Below are 23,476 nucleotides of genomic sequence, written 5' to 3' on the forward strand. Positions count from 1 at the left end.
AGTTGTCTTCTTCGAGAAGTAAGTGTAGTACAAACTGTAAGCGATTTCATTTATATGTTTTTTAGGAGGACGAGAAATGACGATGACGAAAATTGCTGTTGTTGGGGCAGGTACAATGGGAAAAGGGATTGCTTTCTCAACTGCAGCTGCAGGGCTTTCAGTGAAAATGCATGATGTTAGTAACGAGGCTTTGAAGCAAGCACAGATCTATGTAAAAGACCAATTTGAACGTTTGGTCAAGAAAGAGAAATTAACAAGAGAGCAAGCAACAAAAAGATTCAAAGGAATACAATTCACACACGAATTGAAAGAAGCCGTCTACGATTGTGATCTTGTGATCGAAGCAGTCCTTGAGGTAATGGAATTAAAAACAAGCATTTTTAAACAACTTGATGAGTTTGCTCCAGCTCACGCTATTCTTGCAACAAACACTTCGACAATGAGTCCAACCGAAATTGCCGCACAAACCATGCGCCCTGATCAATGTCTTGCTCTTCATTTTTTTAATCCGGTACCAAAGATGAAGCTCATTGAAGTCATTTGTGGTCTGGAAACATCTGAAGATACCATTGATAAAGCGATGCGGTTTGGAGAAACCATTGGAAAAGAATGCGTAAGAATCAATGAGTTTCCAGGCTTTGCAGTTAGTCGTATGAATTGTCTAATTGGCAACGAAGCGATGAATATGGTGATGGAAGGTGTAGCTACACCCGAAGACATTGATAAAGCCATGAAACTTGGTCTAAATCATCCAATGGGTCCTCTTGAACTAGCTGATCTTGTTGGTCTTGATACTCGACTACGCAATATGGAGTACTTATACAAAACGCTAGGTGAAAAATATCGCCCCTGTCCCATTTTAACAAAGTATGTGAAGGCAGGAAGACTTGGACGAAAAAGCGGAAGAGGCTTTTATACATATTAATAGAAAGAAGGGTTAAGATTGGACTTTCAGCTCGATCAAGACATCGAATATTTAAAAACGACTGTCCGAAACTTTGTAGAAAACGAAGTAGAAAAAGTAGCCATGACCATTGAGCGTGAAAATCAAATACCAGAACACATTATCGAGATGTCAAAAGAATTAGGTCTATTTGGTCTTAGTATTCCAGAAGAGTATGGCGGACTTGGAATTGGAATGGTTGGAAAATGCGCTCTATATGAAGAATTAGGTAAAACGCATAACGGGTTTACTACTTTAATTGGGGCACATACGGGAATTGGTTCGGTTGGAATTGTTGAACTCGGTAATACGAAACAAAAGGAATATTATTTACCCGAAATGGCACGAGGAAACATGATAGGAGCCTTTGCTCTTACTGAGCCATCTGCAGGATCAAATGCCTCTAACTTGAAAACGACAGCCGTCAAACAAGGTAATAAATATATTCTAAACGGTACGAAGCATTACATTACTAACGCAACAGAAGCGAGCGTTTTTACCGTAATGGCTGTAACTGATCCTTCACAAGGTACGAAGGGGATTACATCCTTTATCGTTGAAAAAGATTTCCCTGGCTTTCAAGTTGGTGCAGTGGAAGAAAAAATGGGGTTAAAAGGGTCACATTCAGCTGAGCTTATCTTTGATCATTGTGAAGTACCAGAGGAAAATGTTCTTGGAAAAGTAGGAGAAGGGTATGTTAATGCATTAAAAATTTTGGCAAATGGTCGTGCAGGCCTCGCTGCTCGTAATCTTGGATCTTCCCAAAAACTATTGGACTTATGCATGTCTTACGTGGAGGAGCGCATCCAATTTGACGTGCCGATCATTGAACACCAAGCTGTTGCCCATATGGTAGCTGAAATGGGAGTTGAAATTGAAGCACTTCGATCTTTTACTTATCGTGTCGCATGGATGGTTGAAGAAGGAAAAAAGGTCATTAAGGAAGCGGCAATGTTAAAGCTGTATGGATCTGAAGTATACAATAGAATCGCCGACAAGGCTCTACAAATTCACGGGGGGCTCGGTTACATTTCAGATTATCCGATTGAGCGATTTTTCCGTGACGCTCGGATCACCCGTATTTATGAAGGTACATCAGAAATTCAGAAAAACATCATTGCAGGTCAACTTCGTAAAGAATACAAATGAGGAGGTAAAAAGGAGTGGAAAACATCGTTATCGTAGAACCAGTTCGTACACCAGTAGGACGCTACGGTGGTGTCTTTAAAAATCTAAACTCTGGAAAGTTAGCTGCCTATGCTATACGAGAAACACTAGCTCGATCAGGTCTCCCCCCTCACTTAGTAGAAGAAGTCATTTTAGGAGAAGTAAGACAAACAACTGAATCATCCAATGTAGCGAGAGTCGCTTCATTACGTGCTGGCATTCCTGAATCCTCTCCTGCATTTACAATCAATCGACTTTGCGCATCAGGTATGCAGTCTGTTGCCTCTGCAGTCCAACAAATCCAATCAAAGCAGGCCTCTATTCTGATCGCAGGAGGAACAGAGAGTTTAAGTCAGGCTCCCATTTATTTAAGAAATAGCCGTTTCGGAGGAGACAAAACGCAATTAGTTGATTCTAATTCAGAAGCCGGACAACAGCCTGTTGAACAATATGGTTCTCATCTTGGCATGGGTATTACAGCAGAAAACGTAGCCGAACGTTACAAGATATCGCGGGATGAACAAGATGCTTTTGCAGCAGAAAGTCAGCGACGAGCAGCAGAAGCAATTGAAAATGGTAAATTTAGAGATGAAATTGTTCCGGTCGAAATTCAAAATCGTCGTCAAACGAATCTTGTCGATCAAGATGAACATCCTCGTCCAGGTACAACAATTGAGAAACTTGGCAAATTAAAACCAGTATTTAAAGAGAACGGAACGGTGACAGCTGGCAATTCTTGCGGGAGGAATGATGGAGCTGTTGCCATGCTTGTGATGACTGAAATAAAAGCAAAAGAATTAGAGCTTCAACCCATTGCTAGAATCGTTGATTGGGCAACTTCTGGGGTTTCTCCTGAGATAATGGGAATCGGACCAATTCCAGCCTTTCGGAAACTTTTAGAACGCACAGGGAAAACGCTCGAGGAAATCGGTTTAATAGAGCTCAATGAAGCCTTTGCTGCTCAGGCACTCGCTGTTATTCGAGAACTTGAATTAGACATGAGCAAGGTAAACGTAAATGGAGGAGCTATAGCATTAGGTCATCCGCTCGGTGCTACAGGTGCTCGCATTCTAACCTCTTTGATATATGAAATGAAGAAGAGAAACGAACGCTTTGGAATCGCAACATTATGCGTTGGCGGTGGACAGGGCATGGCCATGATGGTAGAAAGTATGAACGGATAGACTCTTATCGGAGGCGGCATCTGCCGTCTTTTTTGATGCGTTGTTTGCACTTGGGTTCTATAATAAAAAGAAAGAGAATCACGGAAGGGGAATGGCATGCATATCAGGCCTTTTAAAGAAAACGATTTAATAGAAATGATTGATCTTTTTTATGACACTGTTCATTCTATTAACCGGAGAGACTATACAAACATACAGGTAAATGCCTGGGCAAATAAAACTGAACTTAATAGGCGTCATGCATCATGGGGAGAGGAATTCGAACGAAACTTCACTTATGTTGCTACCTTAGACAAACAGATCGTAGGATTTTGCGATTTAACCTCTTCAGGACTGCTTGACCGTTTATATGTTCATAAAGACTACCAAAGAAAAGGAATCGCTTCCGAGCTCTTAGAAAAAGTGCAACAGACCGCACGTTTGAACAATATGGAACAGCTTCATACAGAAGCAAGCATAACGGCAGTTCCGTTCTTTAGAGAGCAAGGATTTTCACTAGTAAAAAGTCAGCTAGTTGAAAAAAACGGTATCCAACTTAAAAATTTTCTCATGGCGAAGGAGTTATAGGCAATAGTGATGTTAAAAACTAGTTCGTATAGTTTTTAAATGTAACTAATATGTTAGTGAAAAAAGGATGATGGTGATGTCTCGAGAATTCACTACGCCTCAATACCCTAACGAGATGCTTAATATCATTAAGAATGGATTGAAAAAATCGTCTTCACCAACGAACGTTATTGTTGTGGGAGCTGGCGTTGCAGGACTAGTATCAGCATCCTTGTTAAAGAAGGCCGGTCATCGAGTTACCATTCTAGAAGGAAACGATCGTGTTGGCGGGAGGGTTTACACTCTTAGAAAACCATTTACAGATGATAATTATCTCGATGTTGGCGCTATGCGTATTCCTACAACTCACAAATTAACGTATGAATATATCAGAAGATTTCAACTTAAAATGAATCGCTTCGTGAATTCCTCTCCAAGAGATATCATTTATGCTAATGGAGTTAGAACTACAAGAGAAAAATACGAAGCAGACCCTGATATCCTTCAATTTCCCGTTGAACCTCACGAAAAAGGAAAAACCGCTACGGAATTATTTTTATCAGCAGTTAATCCATTTTTACTGCTTTATAAAGAAGGTGACGCTCAACAAAAGAAATTCATCCGTAAAAAATTTGATCAGTATTCAATGGAGAATTTTCTTCGCTTCAATCCCATTGGTCCTTCGCTATCTCCAAATGCTGTTCGAATGGTTAAAGTACTTTTAGGCATTGAAGGATTTTCGGAACTATCCTTTATCGACATTCTAACCGATATCGTAAATACTGTTTTTAATACTGACATGGAATTTAACGAAATTACTGGTGGAAATGATCAATTGCCTCGGTCTTTTCTACCTGAGCTAGAAGAGAATCTCTTGTTAAATCAAAAAGTACACCGCCTCATTCAAAGACCACAAAGTGTTCAAATTCAGACGAGGAATCAACAAACAGGAATTATTGAAAAGTTTAACAGCGATTATGTTCTTATGACTGTGCCTTTTTCAGTGTTTCAATTTATAGAAGTTTATCCGTACCGTTCTTTTTCATTTGATAAATGGAAAGCGATCCGTGAGTTGCATTATGTAGCTTCAATTAAAATTGGGATTGAATTCAAAGACCGATTTTGGGAAAAAGAAGGGTTGAATGGTGCAAATACCATTTCGGATTTTCCTAATCGCTATACGTATACACCTAGTCGCACAGGTAATGAGCCAGGAGCTGGAGTCTTACTAGCAAGTTATAGTTGGGAAGATAACGCGATGTTATGGAATAGCTTAAATGATGATCAAAAAATCACACAATCCCTTGAAGATCTTGCAAAAATACATGGACCTAAAGTATTTGATGAGTACTTGACGAGCGCATCATTTAGCTGGAGTCAAAATCAATTCTCAGGAGGTTGCTTTACACTCTTTAAACCGAATCAAATTACCGAATTTGAAAGCATCGTAAAAAAACCTGAAGGAAGAGTTCACTTTGCAGGTGAGCACACATCAGATTTCCACGGGTGGATTGAAGGAGCAGTTGAATCTGGTGTTAGAGCGGCATTTGAAATCAATGAGCGCACGTTATAAATCCTTTTAATCTCATTTAACAGATCGCTCAATGTTCATAATACTCTTTTGTGAAACCAATGGCTGCAATGGCTGCCCCTGCAGTTTGACCATAACTTCCAATGGCAAGAATCTGTTGTCCCATCTTCTTATTTCCATTCTTCACATACAGAAGCCCAATAGCTTCAATAGCAATGGCAAACGATTGAATCGTTTGCCCGGTTGTGATGAGCTCTGCATAGAAGGCTTCACTTATACTCGAGCTTTTTGCTTCGAAAGCAGCTCCAGCTGATTGAATAATATCTCCCATAATGTCAATATTCAGCGCTTCTTCATCAGTCCCCGTTACAATTCCTGATCCACCAAGAACATTTGCAATATTACCAGCAGACTGTAACCATGCTCCGAGCGTTCCAAACGTTTCATTCTCATTAGAAGTCAAGCTGCTTCTTCCGATAGCTTGAAGAGAGTTCCCTGTTGCTTCGACACCATTACCAATTACATAAAGGTCTCCTCCGATATCCTCCATAAGTGAGTCAGCTTCATTTGCTGCAACAATTGTATTCCCTATAGAGGCAATAGCTGCACCTATCGTCTGGATCCACGCTCCCGAAAGAATGAGGAATTCTCCGTACACCTCCAATACTAAACACGCTCCTTTTCATACTTTTATCCTATTCGTTTGATTTGCATTGTGACCAAAGTCGATCGTCTAATTTAGACCACCAAAGAAGGAGGGACTCCTACAATCCACTTTCCATTATTAGGGATTAAAACCAACCGATCTACCTAGCAAAACCGACTTTATCTTTAAGTGATAATGGTTCTCAAGTATTATTGACTATGATAATCATTCTCACTTATCATGAATAGTGTAAGATAATGAAAATCATTATCAATTAGTAAAGGAGTTCTCAACATGATGATTCAAGAATTAAATACAAATCAAACACTACTCGGCCAACAAATGAAAAGAGAGTCCAATGCAAGATCTTATCCAAGAAGAATACCAATTGCCATTAATGAGGCAGAAGGGATTTTTGTTACTGACATGGAAGGAAAGCGATATTATGATTGCTTAGCTGGTGCTGGTACTTTAGCTCTTGGTCATAACCATCCCGTTACTATAGAAGCCATGCAGAAAGTCCTTCATGATAAAAGGCCTTTACATACGTTAGATATTACAACACCAATAAAAGAAGAGTTCGTGAATGAAATATTTTCAAATTTACCCGGAGATTTCGCAGAGCGTGCCAAAATACAATTTTGTGGACCAACAGGAGGCGATGCGATAGAAGCCGCCTTAAAATTAGTGAAAACTGCGACAGGGAGAAGTAGTATCCTTACGTTTCAAGGAGGATACCACGGTTCAACACATGGAACAATGGCGATTAGTGGTAATCTCGGTCCCAAAAAAAACGTCCAAGGTTTAATGCCAGATACTCATTTCATGCCATACCCTTATTCATATCGTTGTCCATTTGGTATGAAGGAAAGCGAAGGACACAAAATTTCAAGTACTTATATTGAAAATCTATTAGATGATCCGGAGAGCGGCATTTTACCCCCGGCCGCTATGATTCTAGAAGTTGTTCAAGGCGAAGGTGGTTCCGTACCTGCACCAATCGAATGGCTACAGGAAATGAGAAGAATAACAAGCGAGCGAGGTATTCCCCTTATTATTGATGAAATCCAAACGGGAATAGGACGAACAGGAAAAATGTTCGCATTCGAACATGCAGGGATCGTACCAGATGTCATTGTCCTTTCTAAAGCAATTGGCGGCAGTCTCCCACTTTCGGTTGTTATTTACGATCGTGAACTCGATAAGTGGGAGCCTGGTGCTCACATTGGTACATTCAGAGGAAATCAAATGGCAATGGCAGCCGGAACCGCCTTATTGAAATTTATTAAAGAACAGAGACTTGATGTTCATGCGGCAACGATGGGAGAAAAAATGCTTTCTGCCTTACAAAAGCTCCAGGTGAATTTCCGTGAAATTGGAGACGTAAGGGGAAGAGGGCTAATGATCGGTGTTGAAATAGTAGATCCTACACAGCCCCAGTCTTCATCAGGAAGCTATCCTTCTCAACCTGCGTTAGCTAGCAGGATTCAGAAAGAATGCTTTGACAGAGGATTGATTTTAGAAGTTGGAGGTCGTAACGGAAGTGTAGTAAGGCTACTCCCGCCACTGATTATCACGAACGAACAAGTTTTAGAAGTACTCAGCATTTTTGAGGAAGCAGTTAAGGCTGCTGTTGAAAGTTTATGATAAATGCAGTTGAAAAGAATCCTCCTGATATTTCAAAAGAGAAAATGTATGATTCTCTTTTTCTTCACAACAGTGAGAAAGGACAAACAGCTTTCCGGGCACAAATGCACGAAATGACGAACATAATTTGCGAGACTTTTCGTAAAGAAAATGCGCCGTTCACCGGAAAGGAGCCACAAACGATTGAAAAGGAAGTTGAAGAACTTTTCGATTTTCATAGCTCAAATCAAGATTTTACTGCATTACTAAACGAGCTTAAGGCTCCTCTATTCAAAAATAACCTGCAAATTTCTCATGAAAAAAGCCTGGCTCATTTGCAATGCCCACCGCTTATACCTGCCATAGCTGCTGAACTCGCAATAAGTGTGTTTAATCAATCACTTGATTCATGGGATCAAAGTCCTTCTGCTACGTACCTTGAAGAGGGAATGATTAAGTGGCTCGCAGGTCAATTTGGTTATTCATCAAATGCTGATGGCACATTTACAAGTGGAGGGACACAATCGAACTACACTGGTCTTCTTCTAGCTAGAGATGCATGTTGTTTAAGCTTATGGGGGCAAAATGTTCAGAAAGATGGATTACCAGAAGAGTTTCATAAATTAAGGATTCTTTGCTCAGAGGAGGCTCATTTTACTGTACAGAAATCAGCTGTACAGCTTGGATTGGGAGGAAAAGCAGTAATAAAAGTTAAAACAGACAAACATCACAGAATGTCGGTATCGCATTTACAGTACCAATTAGCTGAATTAAAAGCTCAACACCTTGTTCCTTTTGCACTAGTTGGAACTTGTGGCACAACTGATTTCGGAAGCATAGATCCGTTAGATGAACTAGCCGCAATCGCTCATGAGGAAGCGTTATGGTTTCATGTGGATGCCGCTTTTGGAGGCGCGCTTATTCTTTCCGAATCTCATAAGTCAAAGCTAGGAGGAATTTGTTATGCCGATTCGCTCACAGTCGATTTTCATAAGCTCTTCTATCAGCCCATTTCATGTGGGGCTTTCCTTGTGAAGAACAAAGAATCGTTCCGGTTTTTAAATCACCATGCTGATTATTTAAATCCACTAGAAGATGTTGAAGCGGGGATTCCTAACCTGGTGAACAAATCGATTTTAACTTCCAGAAGATTTGACGCCTTTAAGCTCTTTCTTTCATTAAAAACGATAGGTACAAACCTGTTCGGAGAAATGATTGATTATACTTTTATCCTTGCTCAAGCAACTGCGGAATACCTTTCATGTCAGGATGATATAAAAGTTGAAAACCTTTCTCCAGAACTCAACACTGTTATCTTTCGTTATGAACCTCAAGATTTCAGTACTGATCGATGCAAATTAAATCGTAAAATACAGCAAGAATTGTTGTATGAGGGCAGAGCGGCCATAGCCAAGACTTCTGTTAATGGCCAAACCTTTTTGAAGTTCACCATACTAAACCCTAGAACCAAAATGAAGCACATCCAAGAGATCGTGGATGACATTCGTACACTCGGAAGGAAATGGAGGGAACACACGTGATCAGCGCTAAAAAGATCGCAGAACAGGCGACTATGCAAAGCTTTCTGAATTGTTATTTACGTGAAACAGGAAACTACTCAGAAATACCAAAACCTGAAGATTTATCTACAACCTTATCTCAGAAATTCATTTCCTGTCTACTAGAAAATCAGGGCATTGAGATGATCTTCCCCGTTTCTTATTGGTCCTTAACAGAGCGGCATATTTTTCAGTTCCCATTATATTACCGGTCATTAAATGGTACTTTTCATACTCTTGACTATGTGACATTAACAACACTGATTGTAAAGAAACTACTAATTGACCAAAACCGAACGGATGCAGAAGATGAATTGGTTCTGCGAGTGATGTTGAGCTGTCAAAGCATGACAACTTACATTGGAAAGCGATTCGAAGACAGAGGAAAATTAACCGATGAAGATTTTGATTACATTGAAGCAGAACAGTCTTTACTTTTTGGTCACTTAATGCACCCGACGCCGAAAAGCAAACAAGGTTTAACACACGAGGAGGATGAATTGTTTTCTCCAGAACTGAAAGGTGAATTTCAGCTTCACTATTTTAGTGTTCACCCTTCATTGATCAATGAAGATTCCAGTTTGCAGCTACAAGCAAGCGAGCTTATTAAAGAAGAGTTAAAAAGTGGAGAAGTAGATCCAGAATGGCTCCATCAATTTAAGGAGCGTGTTCTAGTGCCAATGCACCCTCTTCAAGTAAACTCTCTTCTAAAAAAAGAAGAAGTGCTTGAACACATTCAAAAAGGATCGCTTGATTATCTAGGACCAGTAGGGCGCATGTATACAGCAACATCTTCCTTTAGAACTGTGTATAGCTCTTTATCTAGATTCATGTTTAAATTTTCAGTTCCGGTAAAAATCACAAATTCACTACGACTAAATCAACAGAAAGAGCTAGATCGTGGCGTAGAGGTTTCTAGACTTTTACAAACGCAATTAGGTGAAAAATTAGCAAATAATCATCCTAACTTTAAAATTATCCAGGATCCAGCTTATCTCAATATCAACATTACTAATCTTGAGTCTGGTTTCGCCGTTATGTTTAGAGAGAATCCTTTCTACGAAAATAGTGATAATACAAGCCTCATAGCAGCACTATGCCAGGATCATGCATACAGTGGCAAGTCACGTATTTATTCCGTCATTACTGCTATTGCTAGAAGAGAGGGACGTGCGATAGAAGAAGTAAGTGTCGAGTGGTTCGATCGCTATCTCGACATATCACTTGATCCGATGCTTTGGCTTCATCAACATTATGGCATTGCACTAGAAGCACACCAGCAAAATGCTGTTGTTAAGCTTAAAGAAGGATATCCATCTACATTCTATTATCGAGACAATCAAGGATATTATTTTAGTGAGTCCAAGTCTGAAGAACTAGCGCAGCTCCTGCCTAATTTGAATGAGAAGAGCGATACTATTTGTTCCGATGACGTAGCAAATGAACGCTTTCGCTATTACTTCTTTTTTAACAACTTATTCGGATTAATCAATGCATTTGGTGTAAACGGATTAATTGAAGAAAAGCATCTTATGGATCTCCTGAGAGAACGACTCTCTCATTATTTAGCTATACAGTCATCACCTCTCATTAAAAGTTTACTTGAGGATCCTGTTCTTCCTTGTAAAGCGAATCTCTTAACTCGCCTCTATGATATGGATGAGCTTATTGGATCAATGGCTACACAATCAGTGTATACGATGGTCCGAAATCCGATCGCTCAGGAGGTTACAGTTAGGCATGGCAATGGACTTTAATGTATTCGATCAAAAATTACAAAAAACGATCTCTTTTGCTAAGGTGAGCTACGAACGCGATGTCGAGATGATTCACTCTTGGATGAACGAAGAGCATGTGCATCCTTTCTGGCAATTAAATATACCGATTAACTCATTTCGAAATCATTTACAAAAGGCACTAAAAGATACACACCAGACGCTTTATCTAGGTTTTATCAATGAGGTGCCAATGAGCTACTGGGAAGCTTATTGGGTAAAGGAAGATATCATTGAAGGATCTTATGAGAACAAGCCATATGACCAAGGCATCCATCTCTTGATCGGTCATACAGACTATTTAGGACTAGGATATTCCCTTCACCTTCTACGTGTAATGGTTTCTATGCAATTGAAAGAGAAGCGGACAGAGAGAATCGTAGCAGAACCAGATATACGTAATAAAAAAATGATTCATATATTTGAGAAGTGTGGATTCACTCCACAAAAACCAATTGATCTACCGGATAAAACAGGCTTATTAATGATTTGTGAGCGGAAGCAGTTTGAAAGGAAGTGGGGAAATGCCTGAATACGTCTACGATGCAATTGGTATCGGTATTGGACCATTTAATTTAGGTCTAGCTGCTTTAACAGATGAAATGGACGATTTGGATATTCTTCTATTTGACCGTAAAAAAGAATTTGATTGGCATCCAGGTATGCTCATCGAAGGAACCACATTGCAGGTGCCATTTTTCGCGGATCTTGTAAGCATGGCTGACGTTAAAAACAAATATAGTTTTCTTAACTACCTGCAGGTTCATGGTCGTATGTATCACTTTTATTTTTTAGAAAAGTTTCATATTCCGAGAAAGGAATACAATCACTACTGTAAATGGGTGAGTGATCAGCTAAATTCATGCCGATTTGGATATGAAGTCACTGAAGTTTCATCATATGAAGCATCCGAGGAAGAATTCATTTATGCTGTTCACGTCCAGGATGTGAAAACGCTAGAAACCGACACGTTCTTGGCCAGGCATCTGGTCATGGGAATAGGCTCAGTACCTGCAGTACCAGAACATTTTAAACCTGCGCTTGGAGAAACCGTCTTCCATTCATCAGAGTTCATGGAGAAGAAACCAAAGGCTTTACAAGGAAAATCCATTTCAGTCATTGGATCAGGCCAAAGTGCAGCTGAGATTTTTTTAGATCTAGCAAAAGAACAGGAGCATCATGACTACCATCTTAGCTGGTACACAAGATCAAACGGTTTTTTCCCAATGGAGTACTCCAAACTAGGACTTGAATATTTTTCACCAGATTACACCGAATTCTTTTACGATCTTCCGCAAGAAAAAAAGACAAAGTGATTGAAAAACAAGACTTACTTTACAAAGGGATTAGTGCAGAAACGATTTCAGAAATCTATGACGTATTATATGAACGATCTATTGGTAATCAACGCTCCCCCTTACACTTACAGGCTATGAGTGAGGTAAATCAACTAGAAATGAAAGGGGAGGTGTGTTTTGGCAAGGGACGCCACACGATTACAAATGAACCATTTGATTTCGAATCTGAAATCATTGTGCTTGGTACTGGATATAAACAGACCGTTCCAACTTTCTTACCCGAATCTTTTTTACTTAGGGACGAGAATGGCCGCCCGACGATTACGAAAGATTACCGCTTAATGACGAAAGATTCCAATCAGAACAATATATTCATTCAAAACGGAGAGCTACACACTCACGGAGTTGGTGCGCCCGACCTTGGTCTCGGAGCACACCGAAATGCTGTCATCATCAATCAAATCTCCAATAGAGAAGAATACCCCGTGCAGTCACATAACGTTTTTCAATCTTTTGGAATCGCCAAACAACCTGCTCTTACAACAAACTAGAAGGAAAGTGGTGAACGTATGTATTCTCAAAACGAACTAGATACTGTTCTTACTAAACAAAACTGGACACTTGTTAATACAAATCTCTTAGCAAAAATGATTTCAGAATTTATGTACGAAGATATGATCTCACCTCAACTCGTTCAAGAGAAAGATAGCTATACCATCTATGAACTTCGAGTTTCAGACAAGAAATCATACTCATTCCATGCGATTCCCCGCCAATTTGATAGCTATGATGTTGACTGCAAATCCATTCGCATACTAGATAATGGGAATGAGGTAGAAGTGAGTGCCGTTGGCTTCCTCCTTGATATCAAACCCTTAATAGGCATGTCATCGGAAACAACAGCGCATTTAATAAAGGAAATTAGTCAAACTCTCATTGCAGATGCTCATCTGTTAAATAAGCGAGTTTCATCAGACAAATTGATTACTGAAGACTACGCTAATCTTGAAGGCTACATGACTGGACATCCCTGGATCACGTATAACAAAGGGAGAATTGGGTTCGGGTATGATGATTATTTAGCATATGCTCCTGAACACCAAAACGAAGTAACACTTTCATGGATTGGCGTTAGTCGACACATTAGCTCATTTCAATCTATTGAGAAATTTACCTTCGAAAAACTAGTAAACTATGAATTAAGTGATCAGGATCGTTCTACATTCCACAATATATTAGAAAAAAAGATTGATGATCCTAATCAATACTTCATGATGCCTGTCCATGAGTGGCAGTGGAAAAACATTTTGGTTCAGAATTTTGCAGAGGAGATTGCAAACCAAACGATCATACCGCTTGGTCAATCCAGTGATCGTTATCTCCCACAACAGTCCATTCGGACATTTGTTAACAAATCCAATCCAAACAAGCATCATGTAAAATTACCGATGAGCATACTAAATACACTTGTATATAGAGGATTACCCGCAGAACGTACTCTTATTGCTCCGAAAATAACTGAATTCATTAAAGGCATCTATGATAAAGACTCCTTTTTAAAAGATGAATGTAGAGTGATTTTACCAGGTGAAATTGCGAGTATTAATGTGAATCATTCCTATTATAATCAATTGGAGAATGCCCCATATCAGTACAAAGAAATGCTTGGCGTTATTTTTAGAGAAAGTATCTATACTTATCTCGAGGACGGTGAACAGGCGATTACTTTAGCAGCACTTCTATACGAAGACCATGATGGGAAGCCCTATGTAAAGAGCTTGATTGAGAAATCTGGAATGTCTACAGAAGAATGGATGACGCAATTTTTTGATGTCACTATGAAGCCATTGCTCCATTATTTGTACCAATATGGAACAGTCTTTTCTCCTCACGGCCAAAACACTATTCTTGTTCTAAAAGATTCCAAACCATCACGCCTTGCAATTAAAGATTTCGTAGATGATGTCAATATTAGTGATCAACCATTCGAGGAGCTTAATTATCTTACAGAGGAATTAAAAGATGTGCTTCGGAGTGAACCACCTGAGGGACTGACCCAATTTATATTTACAGGCTTATTCATCTGTCACCTCCGTTATTTATCGAGCATTTTAGTAAACGGTGAGTTAATGGAAGAACAGAATTTCTGGGAAAAACTAGCGGAATCAATTCTTTCGTATCAATCAAGGTTCCCACAACTAAAGAAGCGTTTTGAGTTATTTGATTTCTTTAAACCTACATTCACTAAGCTTTGCCTTAATCGAAATCGCATGGTAGATGAGGGCTATTCAGTAGGAGAAGATCGACCTCATGCATCTGAATTTGGTGAAGTTAGAAATGCACTAAGTCACTATAAAAAAATCACAAAATAACTGAGAGACGGGGCCCGCCCCCGTCTTTTTTTGGAAGTGAGAAGAGTGACATACGTATGGTGTAGAGATGATTTGAAAGGTTGAACAATTTCGTTCCAATCATTGAATGATCAAGCTATAGAGCAACTTCATTTAGAGAACGTTACATTCAAAAACAAATATGAAAGCGGTTTAAACAACGATTTAAAGGGAAATTACCATGTAATGTCAACTCGAGTTAATGGAGGCGAAAGAATGAAATATCGACAGTTAGGTCATACAGACTTGCAAGTAAGTGAAGTTAGTTTCGGAACGTGGGCAATTGGCGGAGCATAGGGGAAAACAAATGACAAAGAAGCGCTCGATTCTCTACAACATGCTATACATGCTGGCGTGAATTTTTTTGATACAGCAGATGTATATGGAGATGGACATAGTGAAGAACTCCTTGCTAAAGCAACAAAAGGGATGGAAGATAAAATTCACATCGCAACGAAATTTTGTCGTGCAGGAGACATATACGATTCTGTCAACTATTCAGAACAAAGTGTTCGTGCTTATTGTGAAGCGAGCTTAAGGCGCTTGGAACGAGATCAAATTGATCTTTTTCAAATTCATTGTCCACCAATCGACATTCTTAAGGAAGGTCAGGTGTTTGAGGTATTGGACAAATTGAAAGCCGAAGGTAAAATACGCTATTATGGTGTAAGTGTTGAAACAGTTGAGGAAGGACTATTATGTCTCAAGTATCCTGGCGTAAGTACTCTGCAGGTTATTTTTAATATATTTAGGCAAAAGCCGTTAGAGGAACTTTTTCCAAAAGCTTATGAACAAGGCGTTGGCATTCTTACGCGGGTGCCGCTGGCCAGTGGTTTATTAACTGGGAAATTCAAGAAAAACACTTCCTTTGAAGATGATGATCACCGAAACTTTAATCGGAATGGAGAAGCCTTTAATGTAGGTGAAACGTTTGCGGGACTTGAATTTGAAAAAGGTGTAGAGCTAAGCGATGAAATCAATTGGATTGCTCGCGACCGAGAGAGTATGACGACTGCTGCGCTAAAATGGATTCTTGAACATAAAGAAGTCTCTTGTGTTATCCCTGGTTTTAAAAACATTCAACAAGTAGAACAAAACCTCAAAGCTACAGAGGTTCCTAACTTTTCCAGGGAAGAAATGGAGAAGCTTGCTAGCTTCTACCATCAAGAAGTGCATGAAATGATTAGAGGGGCTTATTAATAACCGAAAGGAGTTCAAACGATGGATAAACCAATCGAAATATCAAACATTCGTATTGAGCAAGATAAAGATAAAAGCCGTCGCGCATATATTGCGGATTTCAAAGAACCGATTCACTACGGCGTGCATGGTGGGGTGAAAGATTTTTATCAAGCGTCACCTGAGGTGGAACAACCGTCAACCCTTGATCACATCGTTGCTGCTGCAGGCGGCTGACTAACAGGGACATTGTCCGGTGCGCTGGAGGCGCGCCAAATACCTAGTTTTCCAAACAAACTATCTGGTCAATTCGAAGGATTGATCGAAGCGCCTGAGGGTGTCCTCAAAATCACTAAAATAAAATGTCATTATAAATTAATCATACCAGAAGGGAAAAGAGAAGCTGCAGAAAGGGCACTTCATGTATTTGAGCGTGGTTGTCCTGTTGCACAAACGCTCAAGGGCTGTGTTGCTTTCGAGCATGATTGGGAGATTATAGAAGAATAAGAAAAGAGCTGATGAAGAAGTCCTTCATCAGCTCTTTTCAATTTGTAGAATCATAGAAGCATTTCCTAAATTAAAACACCTGCTCTGAAGGATTCAACTCACTTCAATTGAATCTGCGAGGTTAATAAACTCTTTGACCGCATAAGGCAAGTATTTATTCTTTTTCCAAATCAGCCCAAGTTCGAGGCGAAGATTTGAGTGACGAAGCCTAATTGACGTAATGGAATCGTTTGGAATTGAAAGAGCGATTTTACTAGGTAGAAGGGCAAGGCCAAGCTTTGCTTCTACCATCTCGATCATAAAATCTTTCTGCGAACTGTGGCAAACGACATTCGGATGAAACCCCTGTTTCGAGCATTCTTCTACAATTCGATCATGTAACGAAAAATCATCACGAAATAAAATAAATGGCTCTGATGCAAGATCCGTTATATCGATTTCAGTCGATTCCGTTAAATGATGTTCATTGTGAACAACTACCATCAATGGATCAGAAATAACTTGAACCGTTTCCAAAGAACTGTTTTTTAAAGGGGTATTGCAAATTAGGCCAATATCGAGTGAGCCATCCTCAATCCCTTGCTTTATCGATTTTGATCCTACTTCCGTTAATAGAATTTCAACAAAAGGATATTTCGCCTTAAACTGACTAATTAACTTTGAAAAAAACGCAGCCCCGATAATAGGAGGAATACCTATTTTAATTTCACCCTTTTTAAGCTCTGTGAGGTCGGTTAATTCTGTTGTTAGATTACGAAAAGCACTTAGTACGTGATGCGTATTAATAAGGACAGCGTGACCCGCATCGGTTAATTCCAATTGCTTTGATCGATAGAAGAGCGGCACTCCAAGTTCTGCTTCCATATTTTTAATGGCTTTACTAATAGAAGGTTGGGACACGTGAAGACTAGTAGCAGCTTTTGTGAAACTTAATTGTCTAGCGACTTCAGAAAAATATTCCAAGTGACGAATTTCCATCAAAATACCTCCACACAGAGATTTTTTCAAAGGCTATGTTAGTGAACGCTGTTTTATTGGCTTATTTCTGATCGATCAAAACGATGCTATTTGAAAGAGCCAAAGTAGAGAATCATATATATAGCCAATGCACATTTCGAAAATTCTGAATTATAACCTGAAAGCATACCTAATATGCGATATATGTATTATATAAATAGCTTACTTTATTATAAGATAAGATATAACGAATGAACAGCACCATATAAGGTTCTGTCAAGCTTATGAGGGGGACAGGTAATGGAAAATTATAAGTCAATTGGTACTTTGCATGTTGCAACGGAACTCTATGAATTTATTAATGAAGATGTTATTCCTGGAACTGGCACTTCTTCTAGACAGTTTTGGAGTGGCCTTGGTGACATGATCACTGAACTGTCACCTATCAATAAACAGCTTCTACAAGTTCGAGAAGACCTACAACAAAAAATCAATGCTTATCACCTGAACAAACGAGCTAGTGACCTAGAAAGCTATAAAACGTTTCTTAAGGATATCGAATATCTTGAAGAAGAAATAAAGGATGTTAAAATTAGCACTCAATCAGTAGATGAGGAAATTGCCATTCAAGCTGGTCCTCAGCTAGTTGTCCCAGTCAATAACGCTCGGTATGCGATTAATGCAGCGAATGCAAGGTGGGGGAGTCTCTATGATGCATTGTATGGAACTGACGTTATTTCAGAAGACAAAGGAGCATCTAAAAGTACGGAATATAACCCAATCCGTGGTGAAAAAGTGATAACTTATGCAAAGCATTTCCTAGATTCGGTCGTGCCATTAAAGGAAAGAAGTTACTCAGACATTAAACGATTTACTATACAGCAAGGGATGCTTAAGGTACACTTTACTGACAACTATGAAAGCGCTTTAATAAATAGAGAACAATTTGTAGGATATCTAGGTAGTGAAGAAAACCCTGAAGTCATTTTATTGAAAAACAATCAAATCCACCTTGAAATTCAAATTGATCGTTCTCATCCAATAGGTAAAACAGATGAAGCAGGAATTAAAGATGTGTTTGTTGAATCTGCTATTACAACGATAATGGACTTTGAAGACTCTGTTGCAGCTGTTGATGCAGAAGACAAAGTCCTCGTCTATCGGAATTTTCTTGGCTTAATGAAAGGTGATTTACAATCATCTTTTTCTAAAGGTTCTAAGAAGATCGTTCGATCGTTGAATCCTGATCGCGAGTATACATCACCTGATGGAAAGATACTTTCTCTTCCTGGTCGATCCTTGATGTTTGCTCGAAATGTTGGACATTTAATGACAACGGATGCGGTTCTTGATCAATCAGGAAATGAAGTACCTGAAGGAATTATCGATGCCGTGATTACAGGATTAATCGCAAAGCACGATCTGAATAGAAATGGTCGATACCAAAACTCTTCCAAAGGATCCATCTATATTGTAAAGCCTAAAATGCACGGATCAAAGGAAGTTGCATTTGCTAATGAACTATTCAATCGAACAGAAGATTTACTTGAATTAGAGCGTTATACAATCAAAATTGGCGTGATGGATGAAGAACGACGTACTACCCTTAACCTTAAAAACTGTATAAACGAAGTAAAGGAACGCGTCGTATTTATTAACACCGGCTTCCTTGATCGAACGGGTGATGAGATCCATACGTCGATGGAAGCTGGAGCTGTTATACCGAAAGGCCAAATGAAAAACGCGACCTGGCTTCAAAGTTATGAAAAAGCAAATGTGGCTCATGGTTTAAACACAGGTTTCAGAGGAGTCGCACAGATTGGAAAAGGCATGTGGGCTATGCCAGATCTTATGGGTGAAATGATTGCACAAAAAGGTGCACAGCTTCAAGCTGGTGCGAGTACAGCTTGGGTACCCTCTCCAACAGCTGCAACCCTTCACGCCTTACATTACCATCAAACAAATGTGAGGGAAATTCAATATGAACTAGAGAAAAGGACAGCAAATTATTTAAATGATCTTTTAGAAATTCCAGTTAATAGAGAGAAGAAGTGGAGCGACAAAGAAATTGGGAAAGAACTCGATAATAATGCTCAAGGTATCCTAGGATACGTGGTTCGATGGATCGAATATGGTGTAGGCTGTTCTAAAGTGCCAGATATCCATAACATTGAACTTATGGAAGACCGAGCAACGCTTCGAATTTCTAGTCAGCATATGGCCAACTGGCTTCATCACGGAATTTGTTCCAAGGAACAGGTTCTAGAAACAATGAAACGAATGGCAAAAGTAGTTGATAAGCAGAACGCAGGTGACCCGACTTATCATGCAATGGCTGATAACTTTGAAAAGTCGATTGCGTTTCAGGCTGCATGTGACCTTGTCTTTAAAGGCTTTAATCAACCTTCTGGTTATACTGAACCAATACTTCATAGTCGACGAAAAGAAGCGAAAGCAAAAGTTTATTCAAATAAGTAATTTATGTTGCAAAAGTAGCCAACAGGCTGCTTTTGCTTTGACTTACATAATAATACAGATATGCTTTCAACCCACCTCGTCTACTGTGCTATTACGTATAGGGGGTTTTACAATGAAACTTAGACGCATTTCTTCAGAAGAATTATCCCAAAAAGTTGAGAAACAACTATTAGGTTTATTGAAAGAAAGGAAATATGATAAAGGAGATACAATCCCCTCCGTTTTGGAACTCTCGCAGTTTTTTGGTGTTTCACGGTCCACTATATTAGCTGCATTAAAAACGCTGAGTGGAAGAGGGGTTATTGATTTATTGGCAGAAGAAGGAGCTATTGTCACAGGCTATACACCGAAACGGTATTTCCAATATATGCCGATGCCTCAACATGAGAATTTGGAATCATTATTCCAAACACTTGTAATGTTAGAAACAACGTTGGTCAAACTGGCAGCGGTTAATCGAACAGAGCAAGACCTCCTAACAATGAGTCATACGCTCGAACTTCTAGAACGAAGTGAGCGTTATAGGGATAAGAGCATTCAAGACTCTCAATTTCACTTGGCCGTTGCAAAAGCTTCGGGCAACCCTATTTTACTAGAGTTGTTCCAATCACTATCTGCAAAGATAAGCAAGTCAATGGATCATTACCATTGCTTAATCGCAACAGACCTAGAACGCATTCAAGACACAAATCAACAACATGAGTTAATTATGGAAATGATACTTTGTGAAGATCCAAGTGGGGCTTCAGAAGCAATGATGCTTCATTTAACTTATGCTAGAAAGCTAATGAGAAAAGGTTTCTCGATTCGTTCAGAGTTCATTGAAACTGACTGACGAACCTGTATATGAAAACAATTACTAAAGAGAGTAAAGTCGAAGCTCGACTTTACTCTCTTACTTGATTAATATGATAGAATAAAGAAAAATTCACTTTGAAACCACAATGAATATTAAGGTACAAAATGAATGAGGTAGATACAACTATACACAAAAGAAATGGGGGATATTATGAAAAGAGAATTAGATCAGCATAGTGTTATTCCTCTCTATCACCAATTAAAGGAGATATTAAAGGAGAATATTGAACGAGGTGACTGGGCTCCTGGCGATAAAATTCCATCTGAAAACGAGTTGAGAGCTGACTATAATATAAGCCGAAACACAGCTAAAAAAGCGATTGAAGACCTCGTCCAAATTGGCGTCTTGAATCGAATTCAAGGGAAGGGGACTTTTGTTTCGCAGCCGAAGCTCGAGCAACCACTAATGGGCTTTTATAGCTTTAGTAAAGTGATGAAAGAAATGGGCATGGCACCAACAGATATTATTTTGCATATGATTGAAACAACTGCTTCACCACGAGTCGCAAGTAAGTTAATGGTTGATGAAGGAGATACTCTAATCGAATTAAAGAGGTTACGCTGCGCAAATGACGAGCCTGTTATTCTTGAAACATCATATATACCACAATACCTCATACCCGGTATTAAGCAGGAGCATGTGATGAATACCTCCTTATATGATGTAATGGAAAGTGATTTTGGTATTATCGTTACAAAAGCAAAAGAGGTGTTTGAACCTGTCCTCATAAGAGATTATGAAAGTGAATATCTCCAGGTAAAAGAAGGTTACCCCGCATTGTTGTTAGAAAGAACAGCCTATGATCGATCAGGAAAACCCGTGGAATTCTGTCATTCTATCGTAAGAGGAGATCGCTGTCGTTTCTACACAGAATTAATTTAATTAAAGAACAGGTTGACCCAACAACCTATTAACAGTACAATACCATTAAAGACCTGGTGACGTTATGTTGCCAAGGTACAACCCAACTTGACCCAACAACCCGTTGACTGGTTGAATCACTTTAAGGAGATGATTGAATGCCATTAGTTTCTAGTAAGCCGTTACTCGATGATGCGTACAAAAATCATTATGCGATTGGGGCCTTTGCTGTTCATAATCTTGAAATTATGAAAGCGGTTATTTCAGGTGCTGAGAAGATCGATACACCGGTTATCTTTCAAACGACTCCAGGAACAATTAAATATGCGGGAATCGAAAACATCAAAAATATGGTGAATTCGGTAGCTGAGAAAACCTCGATTCCAATTGCATTGCATTTAGACCACGGAGATAGTTTCAAAACGGTTCTACAATGTTTGCGGGCAGGTTATACATCAGTCATGATTGACGGATCAAAATTACAATATGAAGAGAACGTAGCGCTCGTCCAAAAGGTTGTGGAAGCTGCTCACTATGTTAATGTTCCCGTAGAAGCTGAACTCGGAACCATTGGAGGCGTGGAAGACGATCTTAGTGTAGACGAACAGGACGCTCAATTGACAGATCCAGACCTCGCAAAAGATTTTGTCGCACGAACGGATATCGATTCGTTTGCCCCTGCTTTTGGAACAGCACATGGCTTATATAAAAAGGAACCAAGGCTTAATTTTGAGCTTGTACAAAAAATTTCAGAATCGACAGGACGGCCAATTGTTATGCACGGTGCCTCTGGTGTACCAGAAGAAAAAGTTCGTGAATCGCTTCAATATGGCGTAAGTAAAGTGAATTTCTCGACTGAATTAAAGGTTGAATTCGTGGCTAGATTACGAGATTACTTGAATGAACATCCACATACAGATGATCCGAGAAAGTATTTCGTCCCTGCTCGAGAAGCTGTTGAGGAAATTGTTAAGAAAAAAATCTTAATGCTGCAAAGTCAGCAAACTTACGCTTAAGTCTATGATCACTACTGTTACGTTAAATGCAGCGATTGACCGTACGTACTATATGGATCGCTTTTCTATAAATGAAGTAAATCGGACGAAAAGAATCATAAGCGAACCTGGAGGTAAGGGCATTAACGTCTCAAAAATACTGAAAATTTTAAATATAAACACAGTATCGACAGGTTTTTTGGGGGGGTTAAATGGTCAATTCATTAAACGGTTAGCAGATGAAAAAGGAATTCATTCCGATTTTGTAATGATTGAAGGCGAATCACGTATTTGCCTTAATATCATTGATGAATTCACAAATCAAACTGAAATTCTTGAGTTAGGTCCAACCATTTTAGAAAGAGAATGGATTGAATTTAAACGAAAACTATTGGAATTGGCCAATAAAAGCACTTATGTCATTCTATCTGGGAGCTTACCTAAGGGCCTTTTAACGACGGCTTATCAAGAACTTGTTGAACTTGTTCAGCAGAATGGTACAAGAGCAATTGTTGATACGAGTGGACAACCGCTTAAGGAAGCTCTGAAAGCGAAACCCTTTATGATAAAACCAAATATTGATGAGCTAAGTGAAATCACCAATCGTCCGTTGCAAACCGATGATGAAATCATGAATGCTTTAATGGAATTAAGCCATACAGGAGTCTCCGTTGTGGCAGTCTCTAGAGGAAGCGATGGAGCGATGGCTGCTTATGACAATTGCATTTATACAATTTCTATTCCTAAGTTATCTGTTGTCAATCCTGTAGGAAGTGGCGATGCCTTTGTTGCTGGATTAGTATCTGGATTCTATGATAGAGAGCCTTTTGAGAAATCATTAATAAGAGCCACAGCTGCTGGCACAGCCAATGCACTGCAAGAAAAAGCAGGAGACCTTTCCTTAGAAGATCTTAAATCGCTAGAAAAACAAATGAGTGTCAATCAATTTTCATTTACTAAATAAGGAGTGATGTA

At 39.3% G+C, this 23,476-nt stretch carries 19 protein-coding genes and 2 pseudogenes; 19 read left to right on the forward strand and 2 right to left on the reverse strand.

What is annotated here, in order from left to right; translation table 11 throughout:
- The first annotated feature begins 82 nt into the window (after positions 1-82).
- The 5 genes from ACIFPW_RS18630 (at position 83) to ACIFPW_RS18650 (ending at position 5,413) form a co-directional block, all read left to right on the forward strand.
- On the forward strand, positions 83-925 hold the full coding sequence (locus ACIFPW_RS18630) for a 3-hydroxyacyl-CoA dehydrogenase family protein (protein ID WP_430246582.1): 843 nt from the start codon (positions 83-85) through the stop codon (positions 923-925).
- An 18-nt stretch (positions 926-943) separates the two neighbouring features.
- Positions 944-2,092 (forward strand): acyl-CoA dehydrogenase family protein, encoded by a 1,149-nt coding sequence (locus ACIFPW_RS18635; RefSeq protein ID WP_430246539.1) that lies wholly within the window; start codon positions 944-946, stop codon positions 2,090-2,092.
- A gap of 14 nt (positions 2,093-2,106) precedes the next feature.
- Entirely contained in the window at positions 2,107-3,294 is a 1,188-nt protein-coding gene (locus ACIFPW_RS18640; protein WP_430246541.1) for a thiolase family protein, read from the forward strand.
- A 96-nt stretch (positions 3,295-3,390) separates the two neighbouring features.
- Entirely contained in the window at positions 3,391-3,861 is a 471-nt protein-coding gene (locus ACIFPW_RS18645; protein WP_194221706.1) for a GNAT family N-acetyltransferase, read from the forward strand.
- 76 nt (positions 3,862-3,937) lie between these two features.
- Positions 3,938-5,413: a flavin monoamine oxidase family protein gene (locus ACIFPW_RS18650; protein WP_430246543.1), complete on the forward strand. Its 1,476-nt coding sequence runs from the start codon at positions 3,938-3,940 to the stop codon at positions 5,411-5,413.
- A 28-nt stretch (positions 5,414-5,441) separates the two neighbouring features.
- On the opposite strand, the gene ACIFPW_RS18655 is transcribed toward ACIFPW_RS18650, so the two are convergent.
- Complete coding sequence (locus tag ACIFPW_RS18655; protein WP_430246583.1) at positions 5,442-6,029, reverse strand: DUF6944 family repetitive protein; 588 nt, start codon at positions 6,027-6,029, stop codon at positions 5,442-5,444.
- Positions 6,030-6,311: 282 nt separating this feature from the next.
- Here ACIFPW_RS18655 and ACIFPW_RS18660 point away from each other — a divergent pair, with 282 nt between their 5' ends.
- From ACIFPW_RS18660 to ACIFPW_RS18700, 9 genes and pseudogenes are all read left to right on the forward strand, one after another.
- Positions 6,312-7,664: an aspartate aminotransferase family protein gene (locus tag ACIFPW_RS18660; protein ID WP_430246545.1), complete on the forward strand. Its 1,353-nt coding sequence runs from the start codon at positions 6,312-6,314 to the stop codon at positions 7,662-7,664.
- Positions 7,661-9,184: a pyridoxal phosphate-dependent decarboxylase family protein gene (locus ACIFPW_RS18665; protein ID WP_430246547.1), complete on the forward strand. Its 1,524-nt coding sequence runs from the start codon at positions 7,661-7,663 to the stop codon at positions 9,182-9,184. The genes ACIFPW_RS18660 and ACIFPW_RS18665 overlap by 4 nt, the downstream gene beginning before the upstream one ends.
- A complete protein-coding gene (locus ACIFPW_RS18670) occupies positions 9,181-10,959 on the forward strand; it encodes an IucA/IucC family protein (protein ID WP_430246549.1) in 1,779 nt (592 codons plus the stop codon). Before ACIFPW_RS18665 ends, ACIFPW_RS18670 begins: the two co-directional genes overlap by 4 nt.
- Complete coding sequence (locus ACIFPW_RS18675; protein ID WP_430246551.1) at positions 10,943-11,509, forward strand: GNAT family N-acetyltransferase; 567 nt, start codon at positions 10,943-10,945, stop codon at positions 11,507-11,509. Before ACIFPW_RS18670 ends, ACIFPW_RS18675 begins: the two co-directional genes overlap by 17 nt.
- A pseudogene (locus tag ACIFPW_RS18680) lies at positions 11,502-12,826 on the forward strand (lysine N(6)-hydroxylase/L-ornithine N(5)-oxygenase family protein). The gene ACIFPW_RS18675 and the pseudogene ACIFPW_RS18680 overlap by 8 nt, the downstream one beginning before the upstream one ends.
- An 18-nt stretch (positions 12,827-12,844) precedes the next feature.
- Positions 12,845-14,647: an IucA/IucC family protein gene (locus tag ACIFPW_RS18685; RefSeq protein WP_430246553.1), complete on the forward strand. Its 1,803-nt coding sequence runs from the start codon at positions 12,845-12,847 to the stop codon at positions 14,645-14,647.
- Positions 14,648-14,881: 234 nt separating this feature from the next.
- A pseudogene (locus ACIFPW_RS18690) lies at positions 14,882-15,865 on the forward strand (aldo/keto reductase).
- A gap of 21 nt (positions 15,866-15,886) precedes the next feature.
- Positions 15,887-16,081: a hypothetical protein gene (locus ACIFPW_RS18695; protein ID WP_303533281.1), complete on the forward strand. Its 195-nt coding sequence runs from the start codon at positions 15,887-15,889 to the stop codon at positions 16,079-16,081.
- Between the two features lie 12 nt (positions 16,082-16,093).
- Entirely contained in the window at positions 16,094-16,351 is a 258-nt protein-coding gene (locus tag ACIFPW_RS18700) for an OsmC family protein (RefSeq protein ID WP_430246555.1), read from the forward strand.
- Positions 16,352-16,444: 93 nt separating this feature from the next.
- On the opposite strand, the gene ACIFPW_RS18705 is transcribed toward ACIFPW_RS18700, so the two are convergent.
- A complete protein-coding gene (locus tag ACIFPW_RS18705) occupies positions 16,445-17,329 on the reverse strand; it encodes a LysR family transcriptional regulator (protein WP_430246557.1) in 885 nt (294 codons plus the stop codon).
- 279 nt (positions 17,330-17,608) lie between these two features.
- Here ACIFPW_RS18705 and ACIFPW_RS18710 point away from each other — a divergent pair, with 279 nt between their 5' ends.
- The 5 genes from ACIFPW_RS18710 (at position 17,609) to pfkB (ending at position 23,465) form a co-directional block, all read left to right on the forward strand.
- Positions 17,609-19,786, forward strand: a complete 2,178-nt coding sequence (locus ACIFPW_RS18710) for a malate synthase G (RefSeq protein ID WP_430246559.1) — start codon at positions 17,609-17,611, stop codon at positions 19,784-19,786.
- A gap of 112 nt (positions 19,787-19,898) precedes the next feature.
- The gene (locus ACIFPW_RS18715; RefSeq protein WP_430246561.1) at positions 19,899-20,621 is read left to right on the forward strand and encodes a FadR/GntR family transcriptional regulator; all 723 of its coding nucleotides are present in this window, start codon (positions 19,899-19,901) and stop codon (positions 20,619-20,621) included.
- A 174-nt stretch (positions 20,622-20,795) separates the two neighbouring features.
- Positions 20,796-21,527: a GntR family transcriptional regulator gene (locus ACIFPW_RS18720; RefSeq protein ID WP_430246563.1), complete on the forward strand. Its 732-nt coding sequence runs from the start codon at positions 20,796-20,798 to the stop codon at positions 21,525-21,527.
- A 137-nt stretch (positions 21,528-21,664) separates the two neighbouring features.
- Positions 21,665-22,522: a class II fructose-1,6-bisphosphate aldolase gene (gene fba, locus ACIFPW_RS18725; RefSeq protein WP_430246565.1), complete on the forward strand. Its 858-nt coding sequence runs from the start codon at positions 21,665-21,667 to the stop codon at positions 22,520-22,522.
- 4 nt (positions 22,523-22,526) lie between these two features.
- Positions 22,527-23,465: a 1-phosphofructokinase gene (pfkB, locus tag ACIFPW_RS18730; protein WP_430246567.1), complete on the forward strand. Its 939-nt coding sequence runs from the start codon at positions 22,527-22,529 to the stop codon at positions 23,463-23,465.
- Positions 23,466-23,476: the final 11 nt, after the last annotated feature.

Origin of the sequence: Pseudalkalibacillus sp. NRS-1564, assembly GCF_050467905.1 — a bacterium.
Taxonomy (GTDB): domain Bacteria; phylum Bacillota; class Bacilli; order Bacillales; family Guptibacillaceae; genus Guptibacillus; species Guptibacillus hwajinpoensis_B.

What these genes read in the sequence shown, in the direction of transcription:
- ACIFPW_RS18630 (WP_430246582.1), top strand. Translation starts at nt 83, where the DNA reads ATGACGAAAATTGCTGTTGTTGGGGCAGGTACAATGGGAAAAGGGATT.
- ACIFPW_RS18645 (WP_194221706.1), top strand. Translation starts at nt 3,391, where the DNA reads ATGCATATCAGGCCTTTTAAAGAAAACGATTTAATAGAAATGATTGAT.
- ACIFPW_RS18650 (WP_430246543.1), top strand. Translation starts at nt 3,938, where the DNA reads ATGTCTCGAGAATTCACTACGCCTCAATACCCTAACGAGATGCTTAAT.
- ACIFPW_RS18660 (WP_430246545.1), top strand. Translation starts at nt 6,312, where the DNA reads ATGATGATTCAAGAATTAAATACAAATCAAACACTACTCGGCCAACAA.
- ACIFPW_RS18665 (WP_430246547.1), top strand. Translation starts at nt 7,661, where the DNA reads ATGATAAATGCAGTTGAAAAGAATCCTCCTGATATTTCAAAAGAGAAA.
- ACIFPW_RS18675 (WP_430246551.1), top strand. Translation starts at nt 10,943, where the DNA reads ATGGCAATGGACTTTAATGTATTCGATCAAAAATTACAAAAAACGATC.
- ACIFPW_RS18685 (WP_430246553.1), top strand. Translation starts at nt 12,845, where the DNA reads ATGTATTCTCAAAACGAACTAGATACTGTTCTTACTAAACAAAACTGG.
- ACIFPW_RS18695 (WP_303533281.1), top strand. Translation starts at nt 15,887, where the DNA reads ATGGATAAACCAATCGAAATATCAAACATTCGTATTGAGCAAGATAAA.
- ACIFPW_RS18705 (WP_430246557.1), bottom strand. Translation starts at nt 17,329, where the DNA reads ATGGAAATTCGTCACTTGGAATATTTTTCTGAAGTCGCTAGACAATTA.
- ACIFPW_RS18710 (WP_430246559.1), top strand. Translation starts at nt 17,609, where the DNA reads ATGGAAAATTATAAGTCAATTGGTACTTTGCATGTTGCAACGGAACTC.
- ACIFPW_RS18715 (WP_430246561.1), top strand. Translation starts at nt 19,899, where the DNA reads ATGAAACTTAGACGCATTTCTTCAGAAGAATTATCCCAAAAAGTTGAG.
- ACIFPW_RS18720 (WP_430246563.1), top strand. Translation starts at nt 20,796, where the DNA reads ATGAAAAGAGAATTAGATCAGCATAGTGTTATTCCTCTCTATCACCAA.
- fba (WP_430246565.1), top strand. Translation starts at nt 21,665, where the DNA reads ATGCCATTAGTTTCTAGTAAGCCGTTACTCGATGATGCGTACAAAAAT.
- pfkB (WP_430246567.1), top strand. Translation starts at nt 22,527, where the DNA reads ATGATCACTACTGTTACGTTAAATGCAGCGATTGACCGTACGTACTAT.